Source organism: Tessaracoccus pujii (assembly GCF_054483895.1).
This window is the reverse complement of sequence record NZ_CM137012.1, coordinates 1,284,270-1,310,102: the sequence shown is the minus strand read 5'-3', so window position 1 is coordinate 1,310,102 and position 25,833 is coordinate 1,284,270. Positions and strand designations below refer to the sequence as shown.

The following is a 25,833-nucleotide window of genomic DNA, read 5'->3' as shown; positions in this document are numbered from 1 at the left end:
ATGCGCTGCGCGGGTCACCGCCGGTGGTCGCGTGGTCCCGCTCCCCGGAGCGGGCGCGGCCCCGGGCGCATCAGGCAGGTCCACTCGGACCAACGTAACCACACGTGAGCGTCGCTCACCACAATCAGGCGGGGCGCAGCCTCGCCGCGAAAGGACCGGCCATGGCCGTCGTCACCACCCGCCAGCTCCTGGAGTCGGGCGTCCACTTCGGACACCAGACCCGTCGATGGAACCCCAAGATGAAGCGGTTCATCTTCGCCGAGCGCAATGGCATCTACATCATCGACCTGCAGCTGTCGCTGAGCTACATCGACAAGGCCTACCACTTCGTCCGGTCCACGGTGGCCCGCGGCGGCCAGGTGCTGTTCGTCGGCACCAAGAAGCAGGCGCAGGAGGCCGTGGCCGAGCAGGCCACCCGCGTGGGCATGCCCTACGTCAACCAGCGCTGGCTCGGTGGCATGCTCACCAACTTCCACACCGTCACCAAGCGGATCCAGCGACTCAAGGAGCTGGAGGGCATGGACTTCACCGACGTGCCCGGCTCCGGCCTCACGAAGAAGGAGCTGCTGCAGCTCGAGCGCGAGAAGATCAAGCTCGACAAGACCCTCGGCGGCATCCGTGACATGGCCAAGACCCCGCAGGCGGTCTGGATCGTGGACACCAAGAAGGAGCACCTCGCCGTTGATGAGGCGCGCAAGCTGCACATCCCGATCGTCGGCATCCTCGACACCAACTGCGACCCCGACGAGGTGGACTACGCGGTCCCCGGCAACGACGACGCGATCCGCTCCGTCCACCTGCTGACCCGCATCATCGCCGACGCGGTGGCCGAGGGCCTCATCGAGCGTTCCGCCGGCCGTGGGGGCGAGCAGGTCGCTGCCGAGCCCATGCCCGACTGGGAGCGTGAGCTGCTGGGTGCGGACCAGGCCGTCGCGGCGCCCGTCGTCGAGGCTGAGGCTCCGGTCGCCGAGGAGGCTCCGGTCGTCGAGGCTGAGGCTCCCGTCGAGGCCGAGGCGCCCATCGTCGAGGAGACCCCCGTCGAGGCCGAGGCGCCCATCGTCGAGGAGACCCCCGCCGCCGTGGACGAGGCGCCTGCCACCGAGGCTGAGGTCCCCGCTGAGGACGACACCACCACCGCCGCCAACTGAACAACTCGAGAAGACGGGAAACACCACTCATGGCAATTGCTGCCGCTGACGTGAAGAAGCTCCGCGACGCCACGGGCGCGGGCATGATGGACGCCAAGAGGGCTCTCACCGAGGCCGAGGGCGATTTCGACAAGGCCATCGAGGTGCTGCGCATCTCGGGGCTGGCCAAGGCCGCGAAGCGGGCAGACCGCGAGGCCACCAACGGCATCGTCGCGGGCCGCGACGGCGCCCTCATCCAGTTCGCCTCGGAGACGGACTTCGTCGCCAAGAACGCTGAGTTCGTGGGCCTGGCGGAGGAGATCGTCTCCGCCGTCATCACCTCCGGAGCAACGGATGTGGCCACCGCCAACGAGGCCACGCTGGCCTCCGGCGCGAAGGTCTCCGACGCGGTCCAGGACCTCGGCGTGAAGATCGGCGAGAACCTCTCGGTCGTCAACGCCGCCAACTTCGACGGCGCCACGCACCTCTACCTCCACCGCCGCGCCGCGGATCTGCCCCCACAGGTCGGCGTGCTCGTCGAGTACCAGGGCGACGAGGCGCTCGCGCACCAGGTCGCCATGCAGATCGCCGCGATGTCACCCCAGTGGGTCACCCGCGACGAGGTTCCGGCAGACGTCGTCGCCAACGAGCGTCGCATCGCCGAGGCCACCGCCAAGGAGGAGGGCAAGCCCGAGGGCGCCATCCCGCGCATCGTCGAGGGACGCGTGGGCGGGTTCTTCAAGGACGTCTGCCTCGTGGACCAGGCCGCGGTCTGGGAGGACAAGAAGTCGGTGGGTGACGCCCTCAAGGCGGGCGACACCGAGATCGTACGCTTCGTACGGTTCGCCGTCGGCGCCTGACCCAGGCCAGCACCCCGCAGTTCAAGTGAAGTAGAGTGACGTGCGCCGCGATCCTTTCGGGTCGCGGCGCACGCGCATGATGCGCACCAGCCAGCACGAGGAGGCCCAGTGGCTTATCAGCGAGTCTTGTTGAAGCTCTCGGGGGAGGTGTTCGGCGGGGGACGGCTAGGCGTGGATCCCATAGTGGTGTCCAACATCGCGGCGGAGATCGCCGCAGTGGTGCACTCCGGGACCCAGGTGGCGGTGGTCGTCGGTGGTGGCAACTACTTCCGCGGCGCCGAGCTGTCGCAGAACGGGATGGCGCGGGACCGCGCGGACTACATGGGCATGCTCGGCACCGTGATGAACGCCATCGCCCTGCAGGACTTCTGCGAGAAGGCCGGGATCGAGACGCGAGTGCAGTCGGCGATCAGCATGGCTCAGGTCGCGGAGCCCTACATCCCGCGGCGCGCCGAACGGCACCTGGAGAAGGGCCGCCTGGTCATCTTCGGTGCAGGATCCGGCATGCCGTACTTCTCAACGGACACGGTCGCGGCGCAGCGCGCCCTCGAGATCGGGGCGGAGGTGCTGCTCATGGGCAAGCAGGGGGTCGACGGGGTGTACAACAAGGATCCGAAGACCAATCCGGACGCCACGAAGTTCGACCATCTCACCTACGACCAGTTCCTCACCGAGGATCTGAAGGTGGCCGATGCCACTGCTATCTCGTTGGCGCGTGACAACAATCTCAACATCGTCTTCTTCAACCTCTCCACCCCGGGCAACATCGGGCGCGTGGTCGCCGGCGAGCCGATCGGCACGCTGGTCTCGCGCTAGGCCCACACCCGCAAGCCACCCCAGAGGAGCACCCATGATCACCGAAACCCAGAAAGAAGCCTCCACCAAGATGCAGCATGCGGTGGAGCATGCCCGCGAGGACATGGCCACCATCCGCACCGGCAGGGCCCACCCCGCCATGTTCAACAGGATCACGGCGGACTACTACGGGGCGCCCACCCCGCTGCAGCAGCTGGCCACCTTCACCTCGCCTGACCCTCGCTCGATGGTGATCACGCCCTTCGACCGCAGCGCGATCGGTGCCATCGAGAAGGCGATCCGCGACGCGGACCTCGGCGTCAACCCCAGCAACGACGGCAACTCCGTGCGCATCCTGGTCCCTCAGCTCACCGAGGAGCGCCGCAAGGAGTACATCAAGATGGCCAAGTCGAAGGCCGAGGATGCACGCGTCGCCGTGCGCAACGTCCGCCGCCACTCCATGGACACCCTGAAGAAGGCACAGAAGGACGGCGAGATCAGCGAGGACGAGTTGCGAAGCGCAGAGAAGGCCCTCGACGCCTCCACCAAGAAGTTCGTGGAGAGCATCGACGAGCTTTTCAAGCACAAGGAAGCCGAACTCCTCGAGGTCTGAATGACCCAGAGCATCGCGCAGCCGTCAACCCCGAAGGCGGGCCGGAATCTTCCGGTCGCCGTCGGGGTCGGCGTCGCACTGTTCCTGGTGTTCGCCTTCGGCCTCATCTGGGCCCCGTGGGTCTTCATCGTCACCGCGGCGCTGGGGTTGTGCCTGGCGGCGGTTGAGCTCAACGGGGCGATGCTGCGCAAGGGCATGCGTGCAGAGATCGTGCCCATCGTCCTCGGCACGGCACTCAGCGTGATCGGCGGGTACCTCTCGGCCGTGGTCGACCTGCGCGTGACGCCCACCTCGTTCGTGATCATCTGCCTGGGTGCCACCATCATCGTGGCCCTCGCGTCGCGGCTCTTCCGGGGCGCGGAGGGATTCATCCGCGACATCGCGGCCAGCGCGCTGCTCATCGCCTACATCCCGGCGCTGGGCATGTTCGTCCCGCTGCTCATGGGCGCCCCCGACGGGCAGCTGCGGATCCTCACCGTCATCGTCTGCGTCGTTGCGTCGGACACCGGCGCGTACGCAGTCGGCTCGTTGCTCGGTCGCCACAAGCTGGCTCCGCACATCAGCCCAGGGAAGACGTGGGAGGGGCTGGCCGGGGGCGTGACCGTCACCGCGGCCGTCGCCGTACTGGCCACGGTCTTCCTGCTCGACGCGCCGTGGTGGGTCGGCATCCCGCTGGGCGTGCTGGTCTCCCTGGCCGCCACCGTCGGCGACCTCGTCGAGTCGCTGGTCAAGCGCGACGCCGGCATCAAGGACATGTCCAACTTCCTGCCCGGCCATGGCGGCGTCATGGACCGGCTCGACTCCATGCTGGTGGCATTCCCGGTGGGATGGCTCGTCCTGCACCTGGCCCTCGGCGGCTGACCTCCTCCCCCTCTCGAAGGTGACCCATGACCCGAACCCAGCTGCCCATCGTCTTCGACGCCCCGGCGCGAGGCAAGGCGCCCAAGCACTGGCTTGATCTCAGCGTGGACGAGCGGCTCGAGGCCACGCAGCGGCTGGGCCTGCCCAAGTTCCGCGCCAACCAGATCTCCCGCCACCTCTTCGACCGGCTCGAGGACGACGTGGCGGGTTTCTCGGACATCCCGTCGTCGATCCGCGAGGAGCTGGGAACCCAGCTGTTCCCGAGGCTGCTGGATCGGGTGACCCAGCGCACTGCAGACAAGGGGGCCACGGTCAAGACCCTGTGGCGGCTCCACGACGGCTCCCTGCTCGAGTCCGTCCTCATGCGCTACCCCGGCCGATCCACGCTGTGCATCTCATCGCAGGCGGGCTGCGGCATGGCCTGCCCGTTCTGCGCCACCGGGCAGGGTGGGTTGCAGCGCAACCTCAGCCAGGCCGAGATCACCGTGCAGGCGCTGGCCGCCAACCAGATGCTGGCCGCAGGGGAGGTCCCCGGCGCAACCGGCCGGCTCAACAACATCGTGTTCATGGGCATGGGAGAGCCGCTGGCCAACTACAAGGCCGTCCTGGGCTCCATCCGCACCCTGCTGGCGCCCAGCCCCGACGGGTTCGGCATGAGCGCGCGCGGCATCACGGTGTCCACCGTCGGACTGGTGCCGAAGATCCAGCAGCTGACGAGCGAGGGCCTCCCCCTCACGCTGGCGGTCTCGTTGCACGCCCCTGACGACGAGCTGCGCGACGAGATCGTGCCGATCAACACCCGGTGGAAGGTCAACGAGGTCGTGGACGCGGCATGGGAGTACGCGCGCACCACGAAGCGCCGGGTGTCCATCGAGTACGCCATGATGCGCGACATCAACGATTCGGTGCAGCGGGCGGAGTTGCTCGCCACCGTCCTGAAGAAGCGGGGCGACTGGGGGTGGGTGCACGTCAACCTCATCCCCCTCAACCCCACGCCGGGCTCGAAGTGGACGGCCTCCCGCAAGGAGGACGAGCGCGCTTTCATGCAGACCCTTGAGCGTCGCGGCGTCCCCGTGACGCTGCGCGACACCCGCGGCTCCGAGATCGACGGAGCCTGCGGACAGCTGGCCGCATCCGTGCAGTAGAGAGCGCGGATCCGGGACCCGCCCCCGCAGCCGCCCGTGAGGGTGGCTACTATCATCCCGCTGACAGTCAATCCGAAGGAGTATCGATGGAGCAACAACTGGAGGGTGTCTTCCAGAGTGTCGTCGCCCGCAACCCCGGGGAGGCCGAGTTCCACCAGGCCGTTCGCGAGGTCTTCGAGAGCCTCGACCCTGTGATCAAGCGCCACCCCGAGTACCTCGAGTCCAAGGTGCTGGAGCGCATCTGCGAGCCGGAGCGCCAGATCATCTTCCGCGTGCCGTGGATGGACGACAAGGGCGAGGTCCAGGTCAACCGCGGCTTCCGCGTCGAGTTCAACTCCGCGCTCGGCCCGTACAAGGGCGGCCTCCGGTTCCACCCCAGCGTCTACCTCGGCGTGATCAAGTTCCTCGGCTTCGAGCAGATCTTCAAGAACTCGCTGACCGGCCTGCCCATCGGCGGCGGCAAGGGTGGCTCGGACTTCGATCCCCGCGGCAAGTCCGACGCCGAGGTCATGCGGTTCTGCCAGTCGTTCATGACCGAGCTGTACCGTCACCTCGGCGAGTACACCGACGTCCCGGCCGGTGACATCGGCGTAGGGGGCCGTGAGATCGGCTACATGTTCGGCCAGTACAAGAGAATCACGAACCGCTACGAGTCCGGCGTCCTCACCGGCAAGGGCATCGCCTGGGGCGGCTCGCTGGTGCGCACCGAGGCGACGGGTTACGGCACCGTCGTGTTCGCCGACGAGATGCTCAAGACGCGCGGCGAGTCCTTCGACGGCAAGAGGGTCACGGTCTCCGGCTCCGGCAACGTGGCCATCTATGCCATCGAGAAGGTCCACCAGCTGGGCGGCACCGTCATCAGCTTCTCGGACTCCACCGGCTACGTCGTCGACGAGGCGGGCGTGGACCTGGACCTGCTCAAGCAGATCAAGGAGGTCGAGCGTGGGCGCGTCAGCGACTACGCCGAGCGCCGAACCTCCGCCACCTACCAGGCCGGCGGTTCCATCTGGGACGTCCCTGTGGATGTCGCGCTGCCGTCGGCCACGCAGAACGAACTCAACGGGGACCAGGCGGCCACGCTGATCAGGAACGGCGTCATCGCCGTCGCCGAGGGCGCCAACATGCCCACCACCCCTGAGGGCATCCGCGCCTTCCAGGAGGCGAAGGTCCTCTACGGTCCCGGCAAGGCCGCCAACGCGGGTGGCGTGGCCACCTCAGCGCTGGAGATGCAGCAGAACGCCTCGCGTGACTCGTGGAGCTTCGAGTACACCGAGGAGCGCCTGACCACGATCATGCGCAACATCCACGACATGTGCGCGGAGACCGCCGAGTCCTACGGCGCGCCCGGGGACTACGTGGTCGGCGCGAACATCGCCGGTTTCGAACGGGTCGCGGCCGCCATGCAGGCCTTCGGCCTGGTCTGAGTCAGGGCTCACCCCACAGGGTGCGATAGCGCCGGATCCGCTCAGGGTCCGGCGCTTCGCCGTACCCGGCCCAGAAGGCGTCCTCGTGGCCGCGGCCGAAGTTCCACTCCAACGACCACGACGCGATGGCCAGGTCCGCCCACCGGTCGGCCACGCCGAGCTCGCCGACGTCCACGGTGCCGACGAACGAGCCGTCGGGACCGAGCAGCGTGTTGGGCGCGCAGGCGTCCCCGTGGGTCACGACGAGGACGTCCACCTCGTCCTGGACACCGATCCAGCCGGCGGGTCCGAACGGACAGTCGTCCGGGTCCAGGGTGTGCAGCCGGGCGAGCCCGGCGCCGATCGCGAAGGCCGCCCGGTCCGGCTCTCCTGCCCACCTCGTCGACACGGCCGACTCGCCGGGGAGGCCGACCGTGACGACCAGCCAACCGTCGTCCAGTTCCTCGAAGTCCGCCATCCGCGGCGACGGGTGGCGGCCGGAGAGCCACGAAAGGCGCTCCGCCTCGGGGAGGAGGTCATGCGGGCTCCACTTGGCGTACAACGGGGTGGCGTCGTCGGCGACGAGGCGGGCGGTGAGGCCGCCCAGCTCGTTGCGCCAGACCAACTGCTCGACATGGCGGCGGTTCACGGCGGCCCAGTGGGTGATGGCGAACGGGACGGGGGTCCCGGGAGGGGGAGGGGCGGCGAGCGGCATGGGTCGATCGTCGCACAGCTCCTCGGCCAGGATGCGGCGGCGGGGCCGCGTCTACACTTGCCCGGTGCGCACACTCGTCCTGCTCGGCTCCACCGGCTCGATCGGTACCCAGACCCTCGACGTGGTCTCCACCAGGCGGGACCGGTTCCGGGTGGTCGGGCTGTCGGCCTCGGGCGGGAACCTCGAGCTGCTGGCGCGCCAGATCATCGAGTTCGAGCCGGAGACGGTGGGGCTGGCCAAGGCCAGCGCCGCTCAGGAACTCCAGCGGGCCCTCTACGCGGAGGCGGACCGGCGCGGGTGGAGCTCCGGCCAGTACCAGCTGCCCAAGCTGCTCCTCGGCCCGCAGGCGTCGACGCAGCTCGCCGCCCTCGGATCCGACGTGGTGGTCAACGCCATCACCGGCGCCGCGGGCCTCGGGCCCACCCTGGCCGCGCTCGCTGCGGGCAGCACGCTCGCGCTGGCCAACAAGGAGTCGCTCGTCATCGGCGGGCGGCTCGTCACCCAGGCGGCGGCGCCCGGCCAGATCGTCGCGGTGGATTCCGAGCACTCCGCGTTCGCGCAGGCACTCCGCTCGGGCCGTGCCGACGAGGTGCGGCGCCTCATCCTCACCGCCTCCGGCGGCCCGTTCCGCGGGCGGAGGGCCGACGAGCTGCTGGACGTCACCCCGCAGCAGGCCATGGCGCATCCCACCTGGGACATGGGCCGGGTCATCACCATCAACTCCGCCACCCTCGTCAACAAAGGCCTCGAGCTGATCGAGGCGGCCCTGCTCTACGGCGTGGACTACGACGACATCGTCGTCACGGTGCATCCCCAGTCGATCGTGCACTCCATGGTGGAGTTCCACGACGGATCGACGATCGCGCAGGCATCGCCGCCGGACATGCGGCTGCCGATCGGTATCGCCCTCACCTGGCCCGAGCGGCTGCCCGACGCCGCGGCGCCCTGCGACTGGTCGACCGCCGCCACCTGGACGTTCGAGCCCTTGGACCACGAGACGTTCCCCGCGGTGGAACTCGCCCGGCGTGCGGGGAAGGCGGCAGGCACCGCTCCCGCCGTCTACAACGCCGCCAACGAAGCCTGCGTCGAGGCATTCTGGTCCGGGAACATCGGTTTCCTGGACATCGCGCGCATCGTCGGTGTCTGCGTCGACGAGCATCTCGCGGGCGGGCACGTCGCGGACGAGGACCTCACCGTGGAGGCGGTACTCGGCGCCGACAGCTGGGGCCGGGTCCGCGCCGCCGAGTTGGCGGGCGCATGACCGCCCTGCTCACCGTGGTGTTCGCGGTGCTCTTCTTTGCGCTCATCATGGCGTCGATCGCCCTGCACGAGGTCGGCCACCTCGTCCCGGCGAAACTGTTCGGGGTCCGGGTCAGCAAGTACTTCGTGGGCTTCGGCAAGACGCTGTGGTCCACCCGTCGCGGCGAGACCGAGTACGGCATCAAGGCCATCCCGCTGGGCGGCTACGTGCGCCTCATGGGCATGTACCCCCCGCACCGTCCCTCCGCCAGGCCAGGCTGGCTGAGCCGGATGGCTGACGAGGCGCGCTCGGTGGAGTACGAGGACATCACCGACGCGGACAAGGGGCGCCTCCTCTACGAGAAGAAGACCTGGCAGAAGATCGTGGTGATGCTCGGCGGCCCGCTGATGAACATCGTGCTCGCCTTCGTCATCTTCCTCGGCATCAATGTCGCCTACGGCGTCCCCACGGCCACGTTGACGGTGGCCGCCGTCTCGGAGTGCGCCGTGCCGGTCGACCGGGCGGACCGCACCTGCCGCGACGGCGATCCGGTCACCCCCGCGGTCGAGGCCGGCGTGCGCGAGGGGGACCGCCTCGTCTCGTTCAACGGGACCGAGCTCACCAGTTGGGAGCAGATGGGCGATCTGATCCGGGTCAACCGCGACGGCGAGGCCCGCGTGGTCGTCGAGCGAGACGGTGAACGGGTGGAGCTCCCGGTGGTCACCACGGTGCTCAACAACGTGGCGGACCGGCTGGATCCGACCCGCACGGTGGAGGCCGGATTCTTCGGCGTCAGCCCCTCCATCGAACAGCGGCGCGGAGGCGTGGTGGAGACCGCGGACCAGATGTGGACCATGACGAAGCAGTCGGTGGTGGCCCTGGCCGGCTTCCCGGTGCGCGTCTACAACGTGGCGGCTGATCTGGTCACGGGTCAGCCGCGCGACATCAACTCGCCGCTGTCCATCGTCGGCGCCTCACGCGTCGCCGGTGAGATCGGGGCCAGCACCGAGCTCGAGGTGGCGGACAAGGCCGCGACCTGGCTGTCCCTGCTCGGCTCGGTCAACCTCTTCGTCGCGCTGCTGAACCTCGTCCCGCTGCTGCCGCTCGACGGCGGGCATGTGGCCGCGGCCGTGTGGGAGTGGCTGCGCCGCAGCTCCGCGCGGGTCCTCGGGCGCCCGGATCCGGGCCACGTCGACACCGCAAGGGGACTGCCGGTCACCTACATCGTCGGTGGATTCCTCCTTCTCGGCGGCGTGGTGCTGATCCTGGCCGACATCATCTCGCCCATCAGCATCTTCTAGTGGGCGGGCGGGCCCACCGCTCCGCAGCCGGAGCGGTTCACGCCCCGTAACAGGTAGTCTGGGCGCCATGTCCGTGAACCTCGGTATGCCCGCCGCGCCCGCCCCCGTTCTCACTCCCCGTCGCAAGACCCGGCAGATCAAGGTGGGCAAGGTGCTGGTCGGCGGAGACGCGCCGATCAGCGTCCAGTCGATGACCACCACCAAGACCACGGACATCAACGCCACGCTGCAGCAGATCGCGGAACTCACCGCCACGGGCTGCGACATCGTGCGCGTGGCGGTTCCGAGCCAGGACGACGCGGAGGCGCTGCCGATCATCGCGATGAAGTCGCAGATCCCGGTCATCGCGGACATCCACTTCCAGCCTCGCTACGTCTTCGCGGCCATCGACGCGGGCTGTGCCGCGGTCCGGGTCAACCCGGGCAACATCAAGCAGTTCGACGACAAGGTGGCGGAGATCGCCAAGGCGGCCTCGGACTCCGGGGTGTCGCTGCGGATCGGCGTCAACGCGGGTTCGCTGGACCGGCGGCTCCTCGCCAAGCACGGCGCGCCCACCGCGGAGGCGCTCGTCGAGTCGGCGCTGTGGGAGGCCTCGCTGTTCGAGGACGTCGGCTTCCACGACTTCAAGATCTCGGTCAAGCACAACGACCCGGTGGTGATGGTGCGCGCCTACGAAATGCTGTCGGAGAAGTGCGACTACCCGTTGCACCTCGGAGTCACGGAGGCCGGCCCCGCGTTCCAGGGCACCATCAAGTCATCCGTCGCGTTCGGCTCCCTGTTGAGCCGCGGCATCGGCGACACCATCCGCGTCTCGCTCTCGGCACCCCCGGCCGAGGAGGTCAAGGTGGGCCTCAAGATCCTCGAGTCGCTCAACCTCAAGCCCCGCAAGCTCGACATCGTGTCCTGCCCGTCGTGTGGCCGCGCGCAGGTGGACGTCTACACCCTCGCCGAGCAGGTCACGAAGGGGCTCGAGGGCATGCAGGCCCCGCTGCGGGTGGCCGTCATGGGCTGCGTCGTCAACGGGCCCGGCGAGGCGCGCGAGGCCGATCTCGGCGTGGCCTCCGGCAACGGCAAGGGTCAGATCTTCGTCCGGGGCGAGGTGATCAAGACGGTCCCGGAGGACGAGATCGTCGAGACCCTCATCATCGAGGCCCAGCGGCTGGCGGCCGAGATGGGCGAGATCGGCACGCCTGCCGTCTCCGTCTCCTAGGCTGTCGCGCATGGCTCCCCGGGTTCGCGCGCTGACAAGCGCAGACCGGGACGAGGCCCTCAGCTTTCTGGCCCGCAGCCCCATCGAGAACCTCTTTCTCGCGGCCAAGGTGGCCGCCTACGGCATCGACCGCCGTCGTCTGGGCAACGTCTACGCCTACCAGCAGGGTGGCGAGGTGACCGCGCTCATGCTCGACGGCGGCACGGTGTTCGTCGCCGGATTCGATCCGGGTGCCCTGCCTGCGTTCGTGGGCCAACTCGGCCCCGTGCGGCGCTGCACCTCCATCCTCGGGCCCTCGATCTCAGTGCTCGGGCTCCACCTTGGGCTCACCGAGAGATGGCGGGGATCCTGGGGCAACGTCAGCAACATCCGTGCCCGCCAGCCCCTGATGCTGCTGGAGACGCCGCCCGCCGTCGAGGCCGACCCGCGGGTCCGGCAGCTGACCGTCGACGACTACCCGAGCTACCTCGACGCCTCCGTCAACATGTACACCGACGAGATCGGCAGCTCGCCCTTCAAGTACGGCTCCGGATACGAGCGGTTCGTCATGCAGCGGCTCGTGGACGGCGACGCGTACGGCGTCGTCGACGAGCGGGGCACGGTGATCTTCAAGGCGGACCTCGGCCCCAAGCTGGGGCGGCAGGCGCAGCTGCAGGGTGTGTGGGTGGAACCGGCCCTCCGCGGCCGCGGCATGAGCGTGCCGGCGCTCGCGGGGATGCTCAGCCTGGCCATGCAGCGCTTTCCGCAGATCAGCCTCTACGTCAACGATTTCAACACCCCCGCCATCAAGGCCTACGAGCGTCTCGGGTTCGTGGAGGTCGGCGCCCTGGCCACCGTGCACTTCTGACCCATGGACTAGGCTTTGCTGCGCCCCACCCCCATGAAAGGCGCCCTGAACGATGCTTTCCCGCCTGTCGAGCCTGTTCGTCCGTACGCTCCGCGATGATCCCGCCGACGCAGAGGTGCCGAGCCACCGGTGGCTGGTGCGGGCCGGCTACATCCGTCGCGCCGCCCCGGGGGTGTACTCGTGGTTGCCGCTGGGCCTCAAGGTGTTGCAGAAGGTGGAGGCCATCGTCCGGGAGGAGATGGACGCCATCGGGGCCCAGGAGGTGCGCTTCCCGGCGCTGTTGCCGCGCGAGCCCTATGAGCTGACCGGGCGGTGGGCGGACTACGGGGACAACCTCTTCCGGCTGGTGGACCGCAAGGGCGCGGACATGCTGCTGGGCCCCACCCACGAGGAGATGTTCACCCTCATGGTCAAGGACCTGTACAGCTCCTACAAGGACCTGCCGCTGTCGCTCTACCAGATCCAGATCAAGTACCGCGACGAGGCCCGGCCGCGGGCGGGCCTGCTGCGCGGGCGCGAGTTCATCATGAAGGACTCCTACTCCTTCGACGTCGACGACGCCGGTCTCGAGGCCAGCTACCAGCGGCACCGCGCGGCCTATGAGCGGATGTTCCAGCGCCTGGGCCTGGAGTTCGTCATCGTCTCGGCGATGGCCGGTGCCATGGGCGGTTCCCGTTCCGAGGAATTCCTCGCGGTGGCCGCCAACGGCGAGGACACCTTCGTGCGATCCCCGGGCGGGTATGCGGCCAACGTTGAGGCCATCCGCGTGGCAGCGCCGCCCGACCTGCCCCTCGAGGACGCCCCGGCCATGTCGGTGGTCGAGACTCCGGACGCCGGCTCGATCTCCGCGGTGGTGGAGATTCTCAACCGTGAGCTCCCCGAGCGCTCGTGGACCGGTGCCGACACGCTGAAGAACCTGCTGTTCACCGTCACGGGCGCCGACGGGAAGAGCCGCCCTCTCGCCGTCGGCCTCCCAGGGGACCGCGAAGTGGACGTGAAGCGCCTCGCTGCTGCGCTGGAGCCCGCCGTCGCCGAGCCGTTCGGTCCGGACGACTTCGCGCGCCACCCCGCTCTGGTGGTCGGCTACATCTCCCCGGTCTCGCTCGACGGGAGCCGCGTGCTCGGCAAGGACTCGGCCACCGGCATCGAGTACCTGGTCGATCCCCGCGTGGTCTCGGGCACGTCCTGGGCCACGGGGGCCAACGAGCGCGACAGGCACCTGGTGGGCGTCACCGCGGGCCGGGACTTCGTCGGCGACGGCGTCCTGGACGTGGCCGAGGTCCGCGAGGGCGACCCGGCGCCGGACGGTTCGGGGCCGCTCACGCTGGCACGGGGCATCGAGATGGGCCATATCTTCCAGCTCGGCCGCAAGTATGCCGACGCGCTGGGCCTCAAGGTCCTGGACGCCAACGGCAAGCTGGTCACCGTCACCATGGGCTCCTACGGCGTGGGCGTGTCCCGTGCGGTGGCCGCGGTGGCGGAGGCGACCTGCGACGACAAGGGCCTGTGCTGGCCCCTCGCCCTGGCTCCCTATCAGGTCCAGCTGCTGGCCACGGGCAAGGATCAGTCGATCTTCGCCGAGGCCGAGCGGATCTCCGTCGAGCTGTCGGACCGGGGCCTGGACGTGCTCTACGACGACCGCAAGGCGAGCCCGGGCGTGAAGTTCGCAGACTCCGAGGTGATGGGGATGCCCATCGTCGTCGTCGTGGGTCGCGGCCTGGCCGACGGGGTGGTGGAGGTGCGCGACCGCCGGACGGGGGAGAGGCGAGAGATCCCCGTGGCGGACGCCGTTGATGTGGTCGTAGCGGCGGCCGGGCGCTGACCTCAGGCCCAGCCGGGCCACGACGGCAGGGGAGTGCCCACGGCGCGCGCCGCGTCGACCTGGGCCACCATGAGGTCCAGCCACCGGGGCACCCCCGGCCCCCCCGCCGCGACCAACCGGCCCAGGCCCTCCAGCAGGCCGAGTTCGAGCGCGCCCCATCCGGCTCGGATCTCGGCGCTCGTGGCCATGCCGGTGGGGAGCTCGAAGCTGGCCGGTTGCACCGGAGGGACCCCCGGAACGGCGTCGCGGAGCTCGTTGCGCACCTCCTTGGCATCAGCGAGGCGGGCCGCGCCCAGCGCGCGCAGCGGATCCGCCCCGTCCAGGCGCCCCAGCCCCACCCCCAGCCCGTAGACCAACGCCCAGGCGTGACTCAGGGCGATCGGCAGCGAGGCCGCGACCGTGGTGCCCTGGAAGTGCCGCGGGGCGGCGTCGCTCTGCACCGACGCCGGGCCGTCGCTGCGGTGGGCCCGCGCCGTGCAGGCACCCGAGGCGAAGAGCAGGCGCAGCGGCTGGCGGTCGGCCGCCAGTGCGGCGGCGCGAAGCGCATCCTCCGCCTCCTGCGCGGCGGCGGCCACCGTCTCCCCGGCGGCGACGGCGGACGGGGCCGGGGGCGGTGAGGGGGATGCGAAGACCGGCTCGCCGCCGGCCACCGGGTCCTCCGCGCGCAGCCGGTCCAGGAGCGCGGTGAGGGCAGAGGCGGCCCCCTCGGTGGGCGCCGGCGTGGCGTCGACGGCGGCCAGCAGGCGGGCCACGGCCTGGGCAGCCGCCAGCGTCTCCGGCGCCTGGCTGGGGGTGGGCCCGGGATCCGGGACCGGGCGGGTGGAGGACTCGACGGTGGCGTCCACCCCGCACCCGGACAGCAGGAGAGCGACCACCACCGCGCGTCGGCCACACCTCATGCGTTTCAGCCTATCGGTATGCTTGGGCTTCACAATTGAGGCCAACAACCGGATAGGGAGCCGAAATGCAGGAGAACTCGCTTGCGGCGGTCATCGAACCGATCCTCGCAGAGCACGGACTCGAGCTCGACAGCATGGAGATCACCCCCATCGGGAAGCGTTCGGTCCTGCGTATCGCCGTCGACGGGGACGGCCCCGTCGGTCGCGGACCGCTGCTGGACGACATCGCCCGCGCGTCGTCGGCCATCTCCGCGGCGCTGGACGAGAGCGCGGCCGTGGGGGAGCGTCCCTACACGCTCGAGGTGAGCTCGCGCGGTGTGAGCACCCCGCTCGTGGCGGCCAGGCACTACCGCCGGAACACCGGCCGCCTGGTGAGGCTGTGGCTGGTCGAGGGCGGAGAGATCACCGGCAGGATCCTGGAGGCCGCCGACGAGGCGGTCACCGTGGAGGTCGACGGCGCTCCCCGGACGGTCACGCTCGGCGACATCAGGAAGGCCGTCGTCCAGGTGGAGCTCAACCGCCCCGTGGCCGACGAAGACGGAGAGGATGCATGATGGATGTCGATCTGGCCGCACTGCGCGCTATCGAGCGTGACAAGGAGATCTCCGAGGAGTACCTCATCAAGACGCTGGAGGACGCGCTCCTCAACGCGTACAACAAGACTCCCAACGCGCTGCGCGGCGTCAAGGTCGAGGTGAACCGCAAGTCCGGCAAGGTCAGTGTCCTGGCGCCCGAGTTCAACGACGACGACGAGATCATCGGTTACTTCGACGACACCCCCACAGACTTCGGACGCATCGCGGCCGCGACGGCGCGTCAGGTGATCTTCCAGCGCATCCGGGAGGCCGAGGATGACCAGAAGTTCGGCCACTTCTCCGGCACCGAGGGCGACATCGTCGTGGGCACCATCGCGCAGGACCGCGACACCCGCGCCGTCCGCGTGGACCTGGGCACCCTCGAGGCCATGATGCCGCTGGCCGAGCAGGTGCCCGGCGAGGACTACTCGCACGGCCGGCGGTTGCGCGTCTACGTGGTGGCCGTGCGGCGTGAGCTGCGCGGCCCGCAGGTGATCGTGTCACGTACCCACCCGAACCTGGTGAAGAAGCTGTTCGCGCTGGAGGTGCCGGAACTCGGCCGGGGGATCGTGGAGATCATGGAGATCGCCCGCGAGGCCGGGCACCGCACCAAGATCGCTGTCCGCTCGAACCATGCCGATGTCTCCGCCAAGGGCGCGTTCATCGGGCCGATGGGTCAGCGCGTGCGGGCCGTGACCAACGAGCTGGGCGACGAGAAGATCGACATCGTCGACTACTCCGACGACCCGGCACGGTTCGTGGCGGCGGCGCTCTCGCCGGCCAAGGTGCTGTCGGTGACGGTCGTGGACGAGCAGGCTCGCGCCTGCCGGGCGATCGTGCCGGACTACCAGTTGTCCCTGGCGATCGGCCGCGAGGGCCAGAACGCGCGTCTGGCCGCCCGGCTCACCGGATGGCGGATCGACATCCAACCCGACACCGCGCCCAGCACATAGTGCTCCGCGTCGTCGGGGGGCGTAACATGTCCCGACGATGTCTGTTCACCGTGCGTTCACCTCGCGTTTCCTGAAGCCCCGACACACGTGGGGGCGACTCGTCGTGCTCCTTGCCCCCGTCGCAGTGATGGGCGTCTGGTTGAAGCTCGTGCGCACGGAGCGGTATTTTCCGGACGCCGGCGCCCTCGAGGTGACGGCCCGCATGTGGTCCGACGTCGCCTTCGGCGCCGGGTGGGCCCTTCTGTGGGCGGTGCTCTGCGCCGTCGGCGCGCAGTGGTGGCGGACGTCGGCCTTCTATCTCGCCCACGCCGCGACCCTGGTGCTGGGGCTCTTCTCAATCGTCAGCCACGAGTACGTGATGGAGACCGGCAATCCCCTGACCTGGGAGCAGATCGACTACGCCTGGCGGGCGAGGGGCGAACTGAGCGGGCTCCTGGGGTCGCAGGTCAGCCCATCCATGGTGGGGTGGTTCGTCGCGGTGGTGATCGGCACGTTCGTCGCGCCGCTGCTGCTGGGGCCGACGGTGTCGCGGCTGCTTCGCCGCACGCCCTCCCGGCGGGTCCACCGCGCCGTCGTGGCTGCCACGGCGGTCCTGCTGGCCGCGTCCACGTGGAGCGCCCCCACCATCTCGGCCGCCTTCGCACTGGCCCCACCCGTGCAGCTCATCGTGTCGCCGATCAGGGAGGCCTCCGCCTATCCGGTCAGCCCGGAGGACGCGGACCCGTCCGAGGGGGACGCCGCGCGCCTGGTGCCCCGCGGTGACGCCTCGCGGCGCAACCTGGTGGTGATCACGCTCGAGTCCCAGCGCGCCACGTCGACGCTGCCGGCGACCAGCCAACCGGTCACCCCGGTGCTCGACGCTCTGGCCGGGTCGAGCCTGACCCCCAGCCGCGGCTACACCGTCCTCCCGCACACGTCCAAGGCGATCACCGCCGTTCACTGCGGCCTCGCGCCGCCCACGGACAGCGACAACACCGAGGCGGATCCGGCGGGCCTGCCGATGCCGTGCCTGGCCGATCTCCTGGGCGCGCAGGGCTACGCCAGCGCGTTCTTCCAGTCCGCCACCGAGCACTTCGAGCGTCGCCGCAACACGGTCGAGAACCTCGGGTTCGACTTCTTCCGCGGCGTGGACTCCATGCGCAAGGTCGGGTTCCAGAGGGCCAACTACTTCGGCTACGAGGACGACATCATGCTGGGCCCGCAGCGTGACTGGCTCGAGACGCTCGACGGGCAGCCGTTCCTGATGAGCATGCTCACCGTGACGGGGCACCACGACTACGCTCTCGAGGGCTACGAGCCCATCAGCTTCGTCGAGGACCCGCTGCTCAACGACTACCTCAACGGCATCCACTACCAGGACGCCTTCGTCGGCCGCGTCATCGACATGTTCAAGGAGCTCGGGCTCTACGACTCCACGGTGTTCGTGGTCACCGGCGACCACGGTGAGGGATTCGGTGAGCACCGGATCTTCCAGCACGACAACACCATCTATGAGGAGGGCGTGCGCATCCCCTTCCTCATCCACGACCCCCGGCGCAGCGGTGAGCGCCTGACGCAGCCGGCCAACCAACTGGCGGTCCTGCCCACCGCCGTGGACGCCCTCGGCTTCGACCTGATCAGCGATCACACGTACCAGCCCTCGCTGTACAGCGACGCGCCGCAGGGCCCGCTGGTGTCCACCTGCCTCGACAGAGGGCGGTGCACGGCGGTGGTCGACGGTGACATGAAGCTGATCCACCACTTCGGGGACCGCCGCGACGAGGTCTTCAACCTGGCCGAGGATCCCTTCGAGCTCACGGACCTGGCCGCCTCCACCGACGAGGACTGGATGACCGCGATGCGCGACGAGGCGCTGGCCTGGTACGTGGAGACCGAGGCCGTCTACGCCGCGCACCGGGCGGCACAGTAGTCCATCACTGAGAGAATCTCAGGGTTTGTTTGGTTTTTTCTCAACTCCCGGGTTAGCCTGATTCACGTACCACTGAATCTGCTGAGGAGTTTTTGTTGAAGGCGAAGAAGTTCTGGATCCCCGCTGCTGCCGGCGGCTGTGCGCTCGCGCTGGTCACCGCAGCCGGCGTCGCCACTGCGCTGCACAAGAATGACGTGACCCTCGTGGTCGACGGCGTGTCCCGCACCATCGCGGTGCGCGAGGACACGGTCGCCGAGGTTCTGCAGTTGGAGGACATCAGCCTCGGACAGCACGACGTCGTCCTTCCCGGCCCGGACACCGAGGTCTCCGACGACATGGAGATCAGCGTCGCGTTCGGCCGCGAACTCGAGGTCACGGTCGACGGGGAGAAGCGCACGGTGTGGACCACCGCCCGCACCGTCGGGCAGGCCCTGGCCATGCTCAACCTCGGCGCCACCGATTCGAAGCTCTCGACGTCGCGCTCCACCGCCATCACCCGCGAGGGCCTCACCATGCAGGTGGCCACCGCCAAGGACGTGACGCTCACCGTCGCCGGCACCCCCGCACCGCTCACCGTGGCGGGCACCGTCGCTGATGCGCTCGCGCTCGCCGGCGTCAAGCCAGACGCGGACGACAAGGTGACCCCTGCCGCCGGCACCGCCCTGGAGGACGGTCTGGCCATCTCCGTCATCGACGTCGAGGTCAAGCAGGCGTCGAAGGACGTGTCCATCGCGTTCGAGAAGACCTCGGTCAAGTCCGACAAGCTGACCAAGGGCACCAGCAGGATCACCACCAAGGGGGTCGAGGGCCTCGCCCGGGAGACCTACACCGAGGTGTACGAGGACGGCGTCCTCAAGAGCTCGACCCTCGACGAGCGGGTGGTGTCGCGGCAGCCCGTCAGCCAGGTCACCACCGTCGGTACCAAGGTGGTCGCCCCGAAGCCGGTCGCCAGGACGAGTTCCTCCAGCTCGTCGTCGACGTCGTCGTCGGGTCTCAACCTGGCGCGTGAGGCGATGTGGGACCGGATCGCACAGTGCGAGTCCACCGGACGCTGGGACATCAACACCGGCAACGGCTACTACGGCGGGCTGCAGTTCAACCTCGCCACGTGGCGCTCCGTCAACGGCCAGGACTTCGCCGCGTACCCGCACCAGGCGAGCCGCGCCGAGCAGATCACCGTGGCCAACCGCCTCTACGCCATCCGGGGCACCCAGCCCTGGAGCTGCGCGTAACTCCACAGGCACGACAAGACCCGATGGCCGCTAGGCCATCGGGTCTTGTCGTCGCGCCCGGTCAGCGGCCGTGGTGCCCGCCGCGCGTCGACACGATTCCGGCGTCGATCGCCTTCTGGACGACGTCCGCCTCGGACTGGGTCAGGTCCCCGTCGGTGACGGCCTGGTCCAGTACCTCCTGGTCGGCTGCCGCGCGATCGGCCTCCCGCTCCGCCTGGATCTCGTCGAGCGCGGACTGCACCGTGCTCTCGTCGATGCCGAGCTCCCCGGCCAGGGCCTCGGCGATGGCCGCCTGCCGCTCCGTCCGCGCGGCCTCGCGCTCCTCCTGCGTGTCGTCAGAGGACCGCTCCGCGGGATCGACGGCGTCGCGAGCCGCGTCGAGGGCCTCCTCCAGCGCGTCCTCCTCGACGCCCAGCTTCTCGGCAAGCGTCGCGACGTCGGCGCCGAGCATGCCGCGACCTCCGTGGGCGCCCCTGCCGGTGCGCTCGGTGTCGGTGGAGGTGTCCGCCGAGGCGGTGGCGCTGGGCGTGGGGTCGGTGGTGGTGTCCGCACTGGCCAGCTGGGTCAGGCCGAAGCCGAGCCCCGCGGCCATGGCGGCAGCTGAGATCCCTGCGATCATCTTGTTCTGCATGATGTCTCCTTGTGGTCGTGGACGGGCTGAGTGCCCGACAGGACAACCATCCCGCCGGCCCCTGTCAGGATCCTGTGCGCGGACTGGGGGGTTGCTGGCAGTTGGCCGTAGGCTGCTGCCGATGACTCCGCAACGCACGTGCCTGGGCTGCCGACGGCGCGACGACCAGGGCCAGATGGTCCGCATCGTCCGCCGTGGTGACCTCGTCGTCGACGGCACCAGCCCCAGGCTCCCGGGGCGGGGGGCCTACATCCACAGCACGTGCGTCGGCCTTGCCGTCAAGCGCCAGGCCGTCCGCCGGGTCTTCGGGCCGGGCGTGGATCTGGCGCCGGAGCTGCTTCACCTTGCGCAGTGACGAGGCTGGCTGGTACCGGGCCGTTCTGAACGATATGATGACCAGCGGCCCATGCGTGCATGGGCGCATCGTTCCACGCCCCACGGGGCGGCAACCAGAAGGTGGGCTAACGCTCATGACCACTCGATGAGAACCCAACGATGATTCAGCACAACTAAAGGTCCGCCCCCTTGGAGGTCGGGCCGCAAAGGAGAGTAGTGGCAAAGCCTCGCGTCCACGAGATCGCCAAGGAAATCGGGAAGACAAGTAAAGACCTGCTGGCCTGGCTGGGAGAGAACGGCGAATACGTTCGCGGTCCGTCCTCCACGCTGGAATCGCCAGTGGTGCGCAAGATCCGGGAGGCCTTCGGAGGGTCCCCGGCCGGAAACACCCCGGCCGCCGCTGCTGGCGGCCCCACCGCCGCGCCGGTCGCGCGTCCCCAGACCCCGGCGGCCCCGGCCGCCCAGCCGGTAACCCCCGCGCCTGCGCCGTCGGCCCCCGCGCCCGCTGCCGTCCCAGCCGCCCCCGCTGCCGAGGCGCCCCGTCCGGGCGCGCCCCGTCCGCCCGCACCCGGTCCCCGACCGGCCACCCCGCCCGCGCCTGTGGCGCCTGCCGCTCCGGTCGCTCCGGCGGCTGCGGCCACGCCGGCGCCGTCGGAAGCCCCGAGCGTGCGTCCGCCCGCCCCCGCGCCTCAGCGTCCCACCCCTCCGGGCCAGCGCCCCGGCCCCGGTGCCCCGGCTCCTCGGCCGGGCGCTCCCGGCCCGCGTCCCGGCGCTCCCGCGCCTGGCGCGGCGGCCCCCCGCAAACCCGGCGCCCCGCGGCCGGGCAACAACCCCTTCGCCCCGGCGCAGGGTATGGGGACGCAGCAGCGTCGTCGTCCCGAGACGCCTCGTCCCGGTGTTCCGGGTGCCCGTCCCGGCGCTCCCGCCGCCCCCGGTGACCGGATGCCCAGGCCCGGCGGTACGGGCGGCGTGCCCGGCATGCCGCGCCCGAACCCGGCGATGATGCCCAAGACGGCCAACTCCCAGCTCGGCGCCCCCACGCGCGGCGGCGCCCGCCCCGGTGGTCCCGGTGGTCCCGGCCGCGGCCGCCCCGGCGGCGGTGGTGGCGCTGGTCGCCCCGGCGGCGGCACCGGTGGTCCCGGTGGTCCCGGTATGGGTGGCGGCATGGGTGCCCCCGCGGGCGGTGGTGGTCGCGGAGGCGGTCGCGGTCGCACCGGTGGTACCCAGGGCGCGTTCGGTCGCGGTGGTGCTGCCGGCCGTCGCGGACGCAAGTCCAAGAAGCAGCGTCGTCAAGAGTTCGACCAGATGGAGGCCCCGTCGATCGGCGGTGTGCGCCTCCGCAAGGGCGACGGCGCCACCGTGCGCCTCCGTCGCGGCGCCTCGCTGACCGACCTGGCCGAGAAGATCGGTGTGGAGCCGGCGTCGCTCGTGCAGGTGCTGTTCCACCTCGGCGAGATGGTCACGGCCACTCAATCGGTCGCGGACGACACCCTCGAGGTGCTCGGTGCGGAACTGGACTACAACATCGAGGTCGTCTCGCCTGAGGACGAGGACCGCGAGTTGCTGGAAAGCTTCGACCTGGAGTTCGGTGAGGACATCGGCGACGAGGACGACCTCGAGGCACGCCCGCCCGTCGTCACGGTCATGGGTCACGTGGATCACGGCAAGACCAAGCTGCTGGACGCGCTGAGGCACACCAACCTGGTGGCGAAGGAGGCCGGCGGCATCACGCAGGCCATCGGCGCGTACCAGGTGGTCACCGAGGTGGACGGCACCATCCGCCCCATCACCTTCATCGACACCCCGGGCCACGAGGCGTTCACCGCCATGCGTGCCCGTGGCGCCAAGTCCACCGACATCGCGGTGCTCGTGGTGGCGGCCGATGACGGCGTGATGCCGCAGACCATCGAGGCGCTCAACCACGCCAAGGCGGCCAACGTCCCGATCGTGGTGGCGGTCAACAAGATCGACAAGGAGGCTGCAGATCCCACGCGGGTCCGCGGACAGCTCTCCGAGTTCGGTCTCGTCCCGGAGGAGTACGGCGGCGACACGCAGTTCGTCGACGTCTCCGCGATCACCCGCCAGGGCCTGGAGGAGTTGCTCGAAGCCGTCGTGCTGACGGCCGATGCCGCACTGGACCTCCGCGCCAACCCGGACATGCCCGCTCAGGGCGTGGCCATCGAGGCCCACCTCGACAAGGGACGCGGCCCGGTTGCCACGGTGCTCATCCACCGTGGCACGCTACGCATCGGAGATTCGATCGTGGCGGGTTCGGCCCATGGGCGCGTCCGCGCTCTGGTCAACGACCAGGGCGAGACGATCAGCGAGGCCCCGCCGTCGATGCCCGTGCAGGTGCTCGGACTGACCTCCGTGCCCGGCGCCGGTGACAACGTGCTGGTCGTCGAGGACGATCGCATGGCCCGGCAGATCGCTGATAAGCGTGAGGCCCGCATGCGCGCCGCACAGCAGGCGAAGACGAGCCGCCGCAAGACCCTCGACCAGCTGTTCGAACAGCTCGAAAAGGGCGAGGCGCAGGAGCTCCTGCTCATCCTCAAGGGCGACGGCGCAGGCTCGGTCGAGGCCCTCGAGGACGCACTGTCCAAGATCGAGGTCAGCGACGAGGTGTCGCTGCGCGTCATCGACCGCGGTGTGGGTGCCATCACCGAGACCAACGTCTCGCTGGCGGCAGCCTCCAAGGCCGTCATCATCGGCTTCAACGTGCGGCCCACGCCGCACGCAGCCAAGATGGCGGACAACGAGAACGTGGACATGCGGTTCTACTCCGTCATCTACTCGGCCATCGACGAGATCGAGGCGGCGCTCAAGGGCATGCTCAAGCCGATCTTCGCCGAGGAAGTGCGTGGTCAGGCGGAGATCCGAGACATCTTCCGCTCGTCCAAGTTCGGCAACATCGCCGGCTGTATGGTCACCGACGGCACCATCCGTCGCAATGCCAGCGCGCGTCTCCTGCGCGACGGCATCGTGGTGGCCACCACCTCCATCGCGTCGCTGCGGCGCGAGAAGGACGACGCCACCGAGGTCCGCGAGGGCTTCGAGTGCGGTGTGACGTTGAACAACTTCAACGACATCCGCATCGGTGACGTCATCGAAACCTTCGAGATGGTCGAGAAGGAGCGTTCCTGATGCCCGGACCGAGAAACGCCAAGCTGGCGGATCAGATCAAGGTCATTCTGGCCACGACGATCGAGCGGCGCGTCAAGGATCCCCGCCTGGGGTTCGTGACGATCACGGAGGTGAGGCTCACCGGTGACAACCGGGAGGCCACCGCCTTCTACACCGTCCTCGGCGACGACGAGGCCCGAGCCGGATCGGCGGCGGCTCTCGAGTCGGCCACCGGCATGCTGCGCTCGACGGTGGGCCAGCACCTGGGCATGAAGTTCACGCCCACGCTGGCCTTCGTGAGGGACGCCACCCCAGAGGTGGCGCGCCACATGGAGGACCTCCTCGCGGAGGTGCAGGCCAAGGACGCCCAGGTGGCGGCCGCGGCCCAGGGCAGCACGTTCGCCGGTGAAGCTGATCCGTACCGGAAGCCGCGCGAGTCCGAGGAGGACGACGAGCAGTGACCCAGGCCTCGGGGGTGGTGATCGTCGACAAGCCGTCGGGGGTCACCTCCCACCAGGTGGTGGGTCGCCTGCGCCGCCTCCTGGGTACACGCAAGATCGGTCACGCCGGCACGCTGGACCCGATGGCCACCGGCGTCCTCATCCTGGGCGTCAACCGCGCCACCCGGATGCTCGGCCATCTCGCCCTCCACGACAAGCGATACCTGGCCACGGTGCGGCTGGGGGAGTCCTCTCCCACGGACGACGCCGACGGCGACGTGACCGCCGTGGCCGACGCATCCGCCATCACGGCGGTGCAGATCGAGGCCGCGCTGGAGCCCCTGCGGGGCCATATTCTCCAGGTCCCGAGCGCAGTCTCGGCCATCAAGGTCGACGGGAAGCGCTCCTACGCCCGCGTGCGGGCGGGGGAGACGGTGGAGTTAGCCTCCCGGCCGGTCACCGTGTCCCGGCTGGACGTGGTGGGGGTCCGCACGGACGGAGCCCGGATGGACGTGGACCTGGACGTCGAGTGCTCCTCGGGCACCTATGTCCGGGCGCTCGCACGAGATCTCGGGGCAACGCTCGGGGTCGGCGGCCACCTCACTGCGCTGCGGCGCACCCGGATCGGCCGCTACTGCCTGGAGGACGCCGTCGTGCTGGGCGACGAGGCGCCGCCCCTGATGTCGATGGCCCAGGCCGCCCGCCTGAGCTTCCCCGTCGTCGACCTCACCGACGAGGAGGCGCGTGACGTGGGATTCGGCCGGCCGCTGGCGCGGTCCGTGCCGGGCAGCCCCACAGGCGTGCTGTCTCCCTCCGGTGACCTGCTCGCGCTGTACGAGCCCGCGGGTGAAGGCGCCCGGCCGGTTGCGGTGCTGGTGGGGGCATGACAGATTTGACCACTGTGACGGAGACGGTGGTCGTGATCGGTAACTTCGACGGCGTGCACCGCGGCCATCGCCGCGTCCTGGCCGAGGCGGTCAGGGACGTCGACCACCCCCTCGTCGTGCTGACGTTCTGGCCGCACCCCGTCACGGTGCTGCGCCCCGCCGCGGCCCCCAAGCTGCTCAGCGACCTGCGCACCCGCATCGACCTCCTCAAGGGCGCCGGGGCGCACGAGGTCCGAGTGATCAGGTTCACGCCAGAGGTCGCCGCCATGTCACCGGCGCAGTTCGTCGACCGCTTCCTCCTCCCGCTCCATCCCGTCAGGGTGGTGGTGGGACAGAACTTCCGCTTCGGCCACCGGGCCGCCGGAGACGTCACGACGCTGGCGGAGCTCGGTGAGGGCCGGTTCGAGGTCCTCCCGCTTCCGCTCGAGGTGATCCACGACGAGGTGTCCTGCTCCACAGGCATCCGCGAGCTCCTGGCCGCCGGCGATGTCGCCGAGGCGGCTGAGCACCTCACCCGCCCGTTCCGTTTCCGCGGGGTGGTGGTGGTGGGGGACCAGCGAGGCCGCGACCTCGGCTTCCCCACCGCCAATCTCACCGTCCCGCCGGACATGGCGGTGCCGGCCGACGGAGTGTACGCCGGGTGGCTGACGAATCTCGACGACAGGGGCGGCGCACCCATGCCGGCGGCGATATCGGTGGGCACCAACCCCACGTTCGACGGTGCCGACCGCCGCGTCGAAAGCTATGTCCTGGACCGCACGGACCTTGAGCTCTACGGCGCGGAGGTGGCCGTCGACTTCGTCGAACGGCTGCGCGGGCAGGTCCGCTTCACCGGGATCGAGCCGCTCATCGAGCAGATGCACGCCGACGTCGAGGCCGCTCGACGCTGCCTCGGGGCCTGAACAGGGG

General features: G+C 69.8%; 24 protein-coding genes. 21 read left to right on the top strand and 3 right to left on the bottom strand.

The window, feature by feature from the left end; translation table 11 throughout:
* Window positions 1-161 precede the first annotated feature (161 nt).
* From rpsB to gdhA, 7 genes are all read left to right on the top strand, one after another.
* The gene (gene rpsB, locus ACX1D0_RS06425; RefSeq protein WP_459020047.1) at window positions 162-1,148 is read left to right on the top strand and encodes a 30S ribosomal protein S2; all 987 of its coding nucleotides are present in this window, start codon (window positions 162-164) and stop codon (window positions 1,146-1,148) included.
* A gap of 29 nt (window positions 1,149-1,177) precedes the next feature.
* Window positions 1,178-1,987: a translation elongation factor Ts gene (gene tsf, locus ACX1D0_RS06420; RefSeq protein ID WP_459020046.1), complete on the top strand. Its 810-nt coding sequence runs from the start codon at window positions 1,178-1,180 to the stop codon at window positions 1,985-1,987.
* Window positions 1,988-2,095: 108 nt separating this feature from the next.
* Window positions 2,096-2,803, top strand: coding sequence for a UMP kinase (gene pyrH / locus ACX1D0_RS06415; protein WP_459020045.1), 708 nt, complete (start codon window positions 2,096-2,098; stop codon window positions 2,801-2,803).
* Between the two features lie 37 nt (window positions 2,804-2,840).
* Window positions 2,841-3,395: a ribosome recycling factor gene (gene frr, locus ACX1D0_RS06410; protein ID WP_459020404.1), complete on the top strand. Its 555-nt coding sequence runs from the start codon at window positions 2,841-2,843 to the stop codon at window positions 3,393-3,395.
* Entirely contained in the window at window positions 3,396-4,256 is an 861-nt protein-coding gene (locus tag ACX1D0_RS06405) for a phosphatidate cytidylyltransferase (protein WP_459020044.1), read from the top strand. It begins immediately after the preceding gene.
* 26 nt (window positions 4,257-4,282) lie between these two features.
* Window positions 4,283-5,401 carry a dual-specificity RNA methyltransferase RlmN gene (gene rlmN, locus ACX1D0_RS06400; RefSeq protein WP_459020043.1) on the top strand — a complete coding sequence of 373 codons (1,119 nt, stop codon included), beginning with the start codon at window positions 4,283-4,285 and terminating at the stop codon, window positions 5,399-5,401.
* A gap of 86 nt (window positions 5,402-5,487) precedes the next feature.
* Window positions 5,488-6,825, top strand: a complete 1,338-nt coding sequence (gdhA, locus tag ACX1D0_RS06395) for an NADP-specific glutamate dehydrogenase (RefSeq protein ID WP_459020042.1) — start codon at window positions 5,488-5,490, stop codon at window positions 6,823-6,825.
* Between the two features lies 1 nt (window position 6,826).
* Here gdhA and ACX1D0_RS06390 read toward each other — a convergent pair whose 3' ends face one another.
* Complete coding sequence (locus ACX1D0_RS06390; RefSeq protein ID WP_459020041.1) at window positions 6,827-7,519, bottom strand: phosphotransferase; 693 nt, start codon at window positions 7,517-7,519, stop codon at window positions 6,827-6,829.
* A gap of 64 nt (window positions 7,520-7,583) precedes the next feature.
* Between ACX1D0_RS06390 and dxr the strand changes: the two genes are divergently transcribed.
* The 5 genes from dxr to ACX1D0_RS06365 all read left to right on the top strand — a co-directional run bounded on the left by dxr (window position 7,584) and on the right by ACX1D0_RS06365 (window position 13,939).
* The gene (dxr, locus tag ACX1D0_RS06385; RefSeq protein ID WP_459020040.1) at window positions 7,584-8,780 is read left to right on the top strand and encodes a 1-deoxy-D-xylulose-5-phosphate reductoisomerase; all 1,197 of its coding nucleotides are present in this window, start codon (window positions 7,584-7,586) and stop codon (window positions 8,778-8,780) included.
* Window positions 8,777-10,060, top strand: coding sequence for a M50 family metallopeptidase (locus ACX1D0_RS06380; protein WP_459020039.1), 1,284 nt, complete (start codon window positions 8,777-8,779; stop codon window positions 10,058-10,060). Before dxr ends, ACX1D0_RS06380 begins: the two co-directional genes overlap by 4 nt.
* A 67-nt stretch (window positions 10,061-10,127) precedes the next feature.
* Window positions 10,128-11,270: a flavodoxin-dependent (E)-4-hydroxy-3-methylbut-2-enyl-diphosphate synthase gene (gene ispG, locus ACX1D0_RS06375; RefSeq protein WP_459020038.1), complete on the top strand. Its 1,143-nt coding sequence runs from the start codon at window positions 10,128-10,130 to the stop codon at window positions 11,268-11,270.
* Window positions 11,271-11,280: 10 nt separating this feature from the next.
* Complete coding sequence (locus ACX1D0_RS06370; RefSeq protein WP_459020037.1) at window positions 11,281-12,117, top strand: GNAT family N-acetyltransferase; 837 nt, start codon at window positions 11,281-11,283, stop codon at window positions 12,115-12,117.
* A gap of 52 nt (window positions 12,118-12,169) precedes the next feature.
* The gene (locus ACX1D0_RS06365; RefSeq protein ID WP_459020036.1) at window positions 12,170-13,939 is read left to right on the top strand and encodes a proline--tRNA ligase; all 1,770 of its coding nucleotides are present in this window, start codon (window positions 12,170-12,172) and stop codon (window positions 13,937-13,939) included.
* Window positions 13,940-13,941: 2 nt separating this feature from the next.
* Here ACX1D0_RS06365 and ACX1D0_RS06360 read toward each other — a convergent pair whose 3' ends face one another.
* Window positions 13,942-14,838 carry a hypothetical protein gene (locus ACX1D0_RS06360; protein WP_459020035.1) on the bottom strand — a complete coding sequence of 299 codons (897 nt, stop codon included), beginning with the start codon at window positions 14,836-14,838 and terminating at the stop codon, window positions 13,942-13,944.
* A gap of 65 nt (window positions 14,839-14,903) precedes the next feature.
* On the opposite strand from ACX1D0_RS06360, the gene rimP reads away from it, so the two are divergent.
* The 4 genes from rimP (at window position 14,904) to ACX1D0_RS06340 (ending at window position 19,507) form a co-directional block, all read left to right on the top strand.
* Window positions 14,904-15,392: a ribosome maturation factor RimP gene (gene rimP / locus ACX1D0_RS06355; protein ID WP_459020034.1), complete on the top strand. Its 489-nt coding sequence runs from the start codon at window positions 14,904-14,906 to the stop codon at window positions 15,390-15,392.
* The gene (gene nusA, locus ACX1D0_RS06350) at window positions 15,392-16,366 is read left to right on the top strand and encodes a transcription termination factor NusA (RefSeq protein WP_459020403.1); all 975 of its coding nucleotides are present in this window, start codon (window positions 15,392-15,394) and stop codon (window positions 16,364-16,366) included. Before rimP ends, nusA begins: the two co-directional genes overlap by 1 nt.
* A gap of 37 nt (window positions 16,367-16,403) precedes the next feature.
* Entirely contained in the window at window positions 16,404-18,275 is a 1,872-nt protein-coding gene (locus tag ACX1D0_RS06345) for an LTA synthase family protein (RefSeq protein WP_459020033.1), read from the top strand.
* A gap of 95 nt (window positions 18,276-18,370) precedes the next feature.
* Window positions 18,371-19,507 (top strand): resuscitation-promoting factor, encoded by a 1,137-nt coding sequence (locus tag ACX1D0_RS06340; protein WP_459020032.1) that lies wholly within the window; start codon window positions 18,371-18,373, stop codon window positions 19,505-19,507.
* 61 nt (window positions 19,508-19,568) lie between these two features.
* On the opposite strand, the gene ACX1D0_RS06335 is transcribed toward ACX1D0_RS06340, so the two are convergent.
* Window positions 19,569-20,138, bottom strand: coding sequence for a hypothetical protein (locus ACX1D0_RS06335; RefSeq protein ID WP_459020031.1), 570 nt, complete (start codon window positions 20,136-20,138; stop codon window positions 19,569-19,571).
* A gap of 121 nt (window positions 20,139-20,259) precedes the next feature.
* On the opposite strand from ACX1D0_RS06335, the gene ACX1D0_RS06330 reads away from it, so the two are divergent.
* From ACX1D0_RS06330 to ACX1D0_RS06310, 5 genes are all read left to right on the top strand, one after another.
* Entirely contained in the window at window positions 20,260-20,493 is a 234-nt protein-coding gene (locus ACX1D0_RS06330; RefSeq protein WP_459020030.1) for a YlxR family protein, read from the top strand.
* Between the two features lie 197 nt (window positions 20,494-20,690).
* Window positions 20,691-23,618 (top strand): translation initiation factor IF-2, encoded by a 2,928-nt coding sequence (gene infB / locus ACX1D0_RS06325; protein WP_459020029.1) that lies wholly within the window; start codon window positions 20,691-20,693, stop codon window positions 23,616-23,618.
* Window positions 23,618-24,058 carry a 30S ribosome-binding factor RbfA gene (rbfA, locus tag ACX1D0_RS06320; protein ID WP_459020027.1) on the top strand — a complete coding sequence of 147 codons (441 nt, stop codon included), beginning with the start codon at window positions 23,618-23,620 and terminating at the stop codon, window positions 24,056-24,058. The genes infB and rbfA overlap by 1 nt, the downstream gene beginning before the upstream one ends.
* Complete coding sequence (truB, locus tag ACX1D0_RS06315; protein WP_459020026.1) at window positions 24,055-24,924, top strand: tRNA pseudouridine(55) synthase TruB; 870 nt, start codon at window positions 24,055-24,057, stop codon at window positions 24,922-24,924. Before rbfA ends, truB begins: the two co-directional genes overlap by 4 nt.
* Window positions 24,921-25,826 (top strand): bifunctional riboflavin kinase/FAD synthetase, encoded by a 906-nt coding sequence (locus tag ACX1D0_RS06310; RefSeq protein ID WP_459020025.1) that lies wholly within the window; start codon window positions 24,921-24,923, stop codon window positions 25,824-25,826. Before truB ends, ACX1D0_RS06310 begins: the two co-directional genes overlap by 4 nt.
* Window positions 25,827-25,833 lie beyond the last annotated feature (7 nt).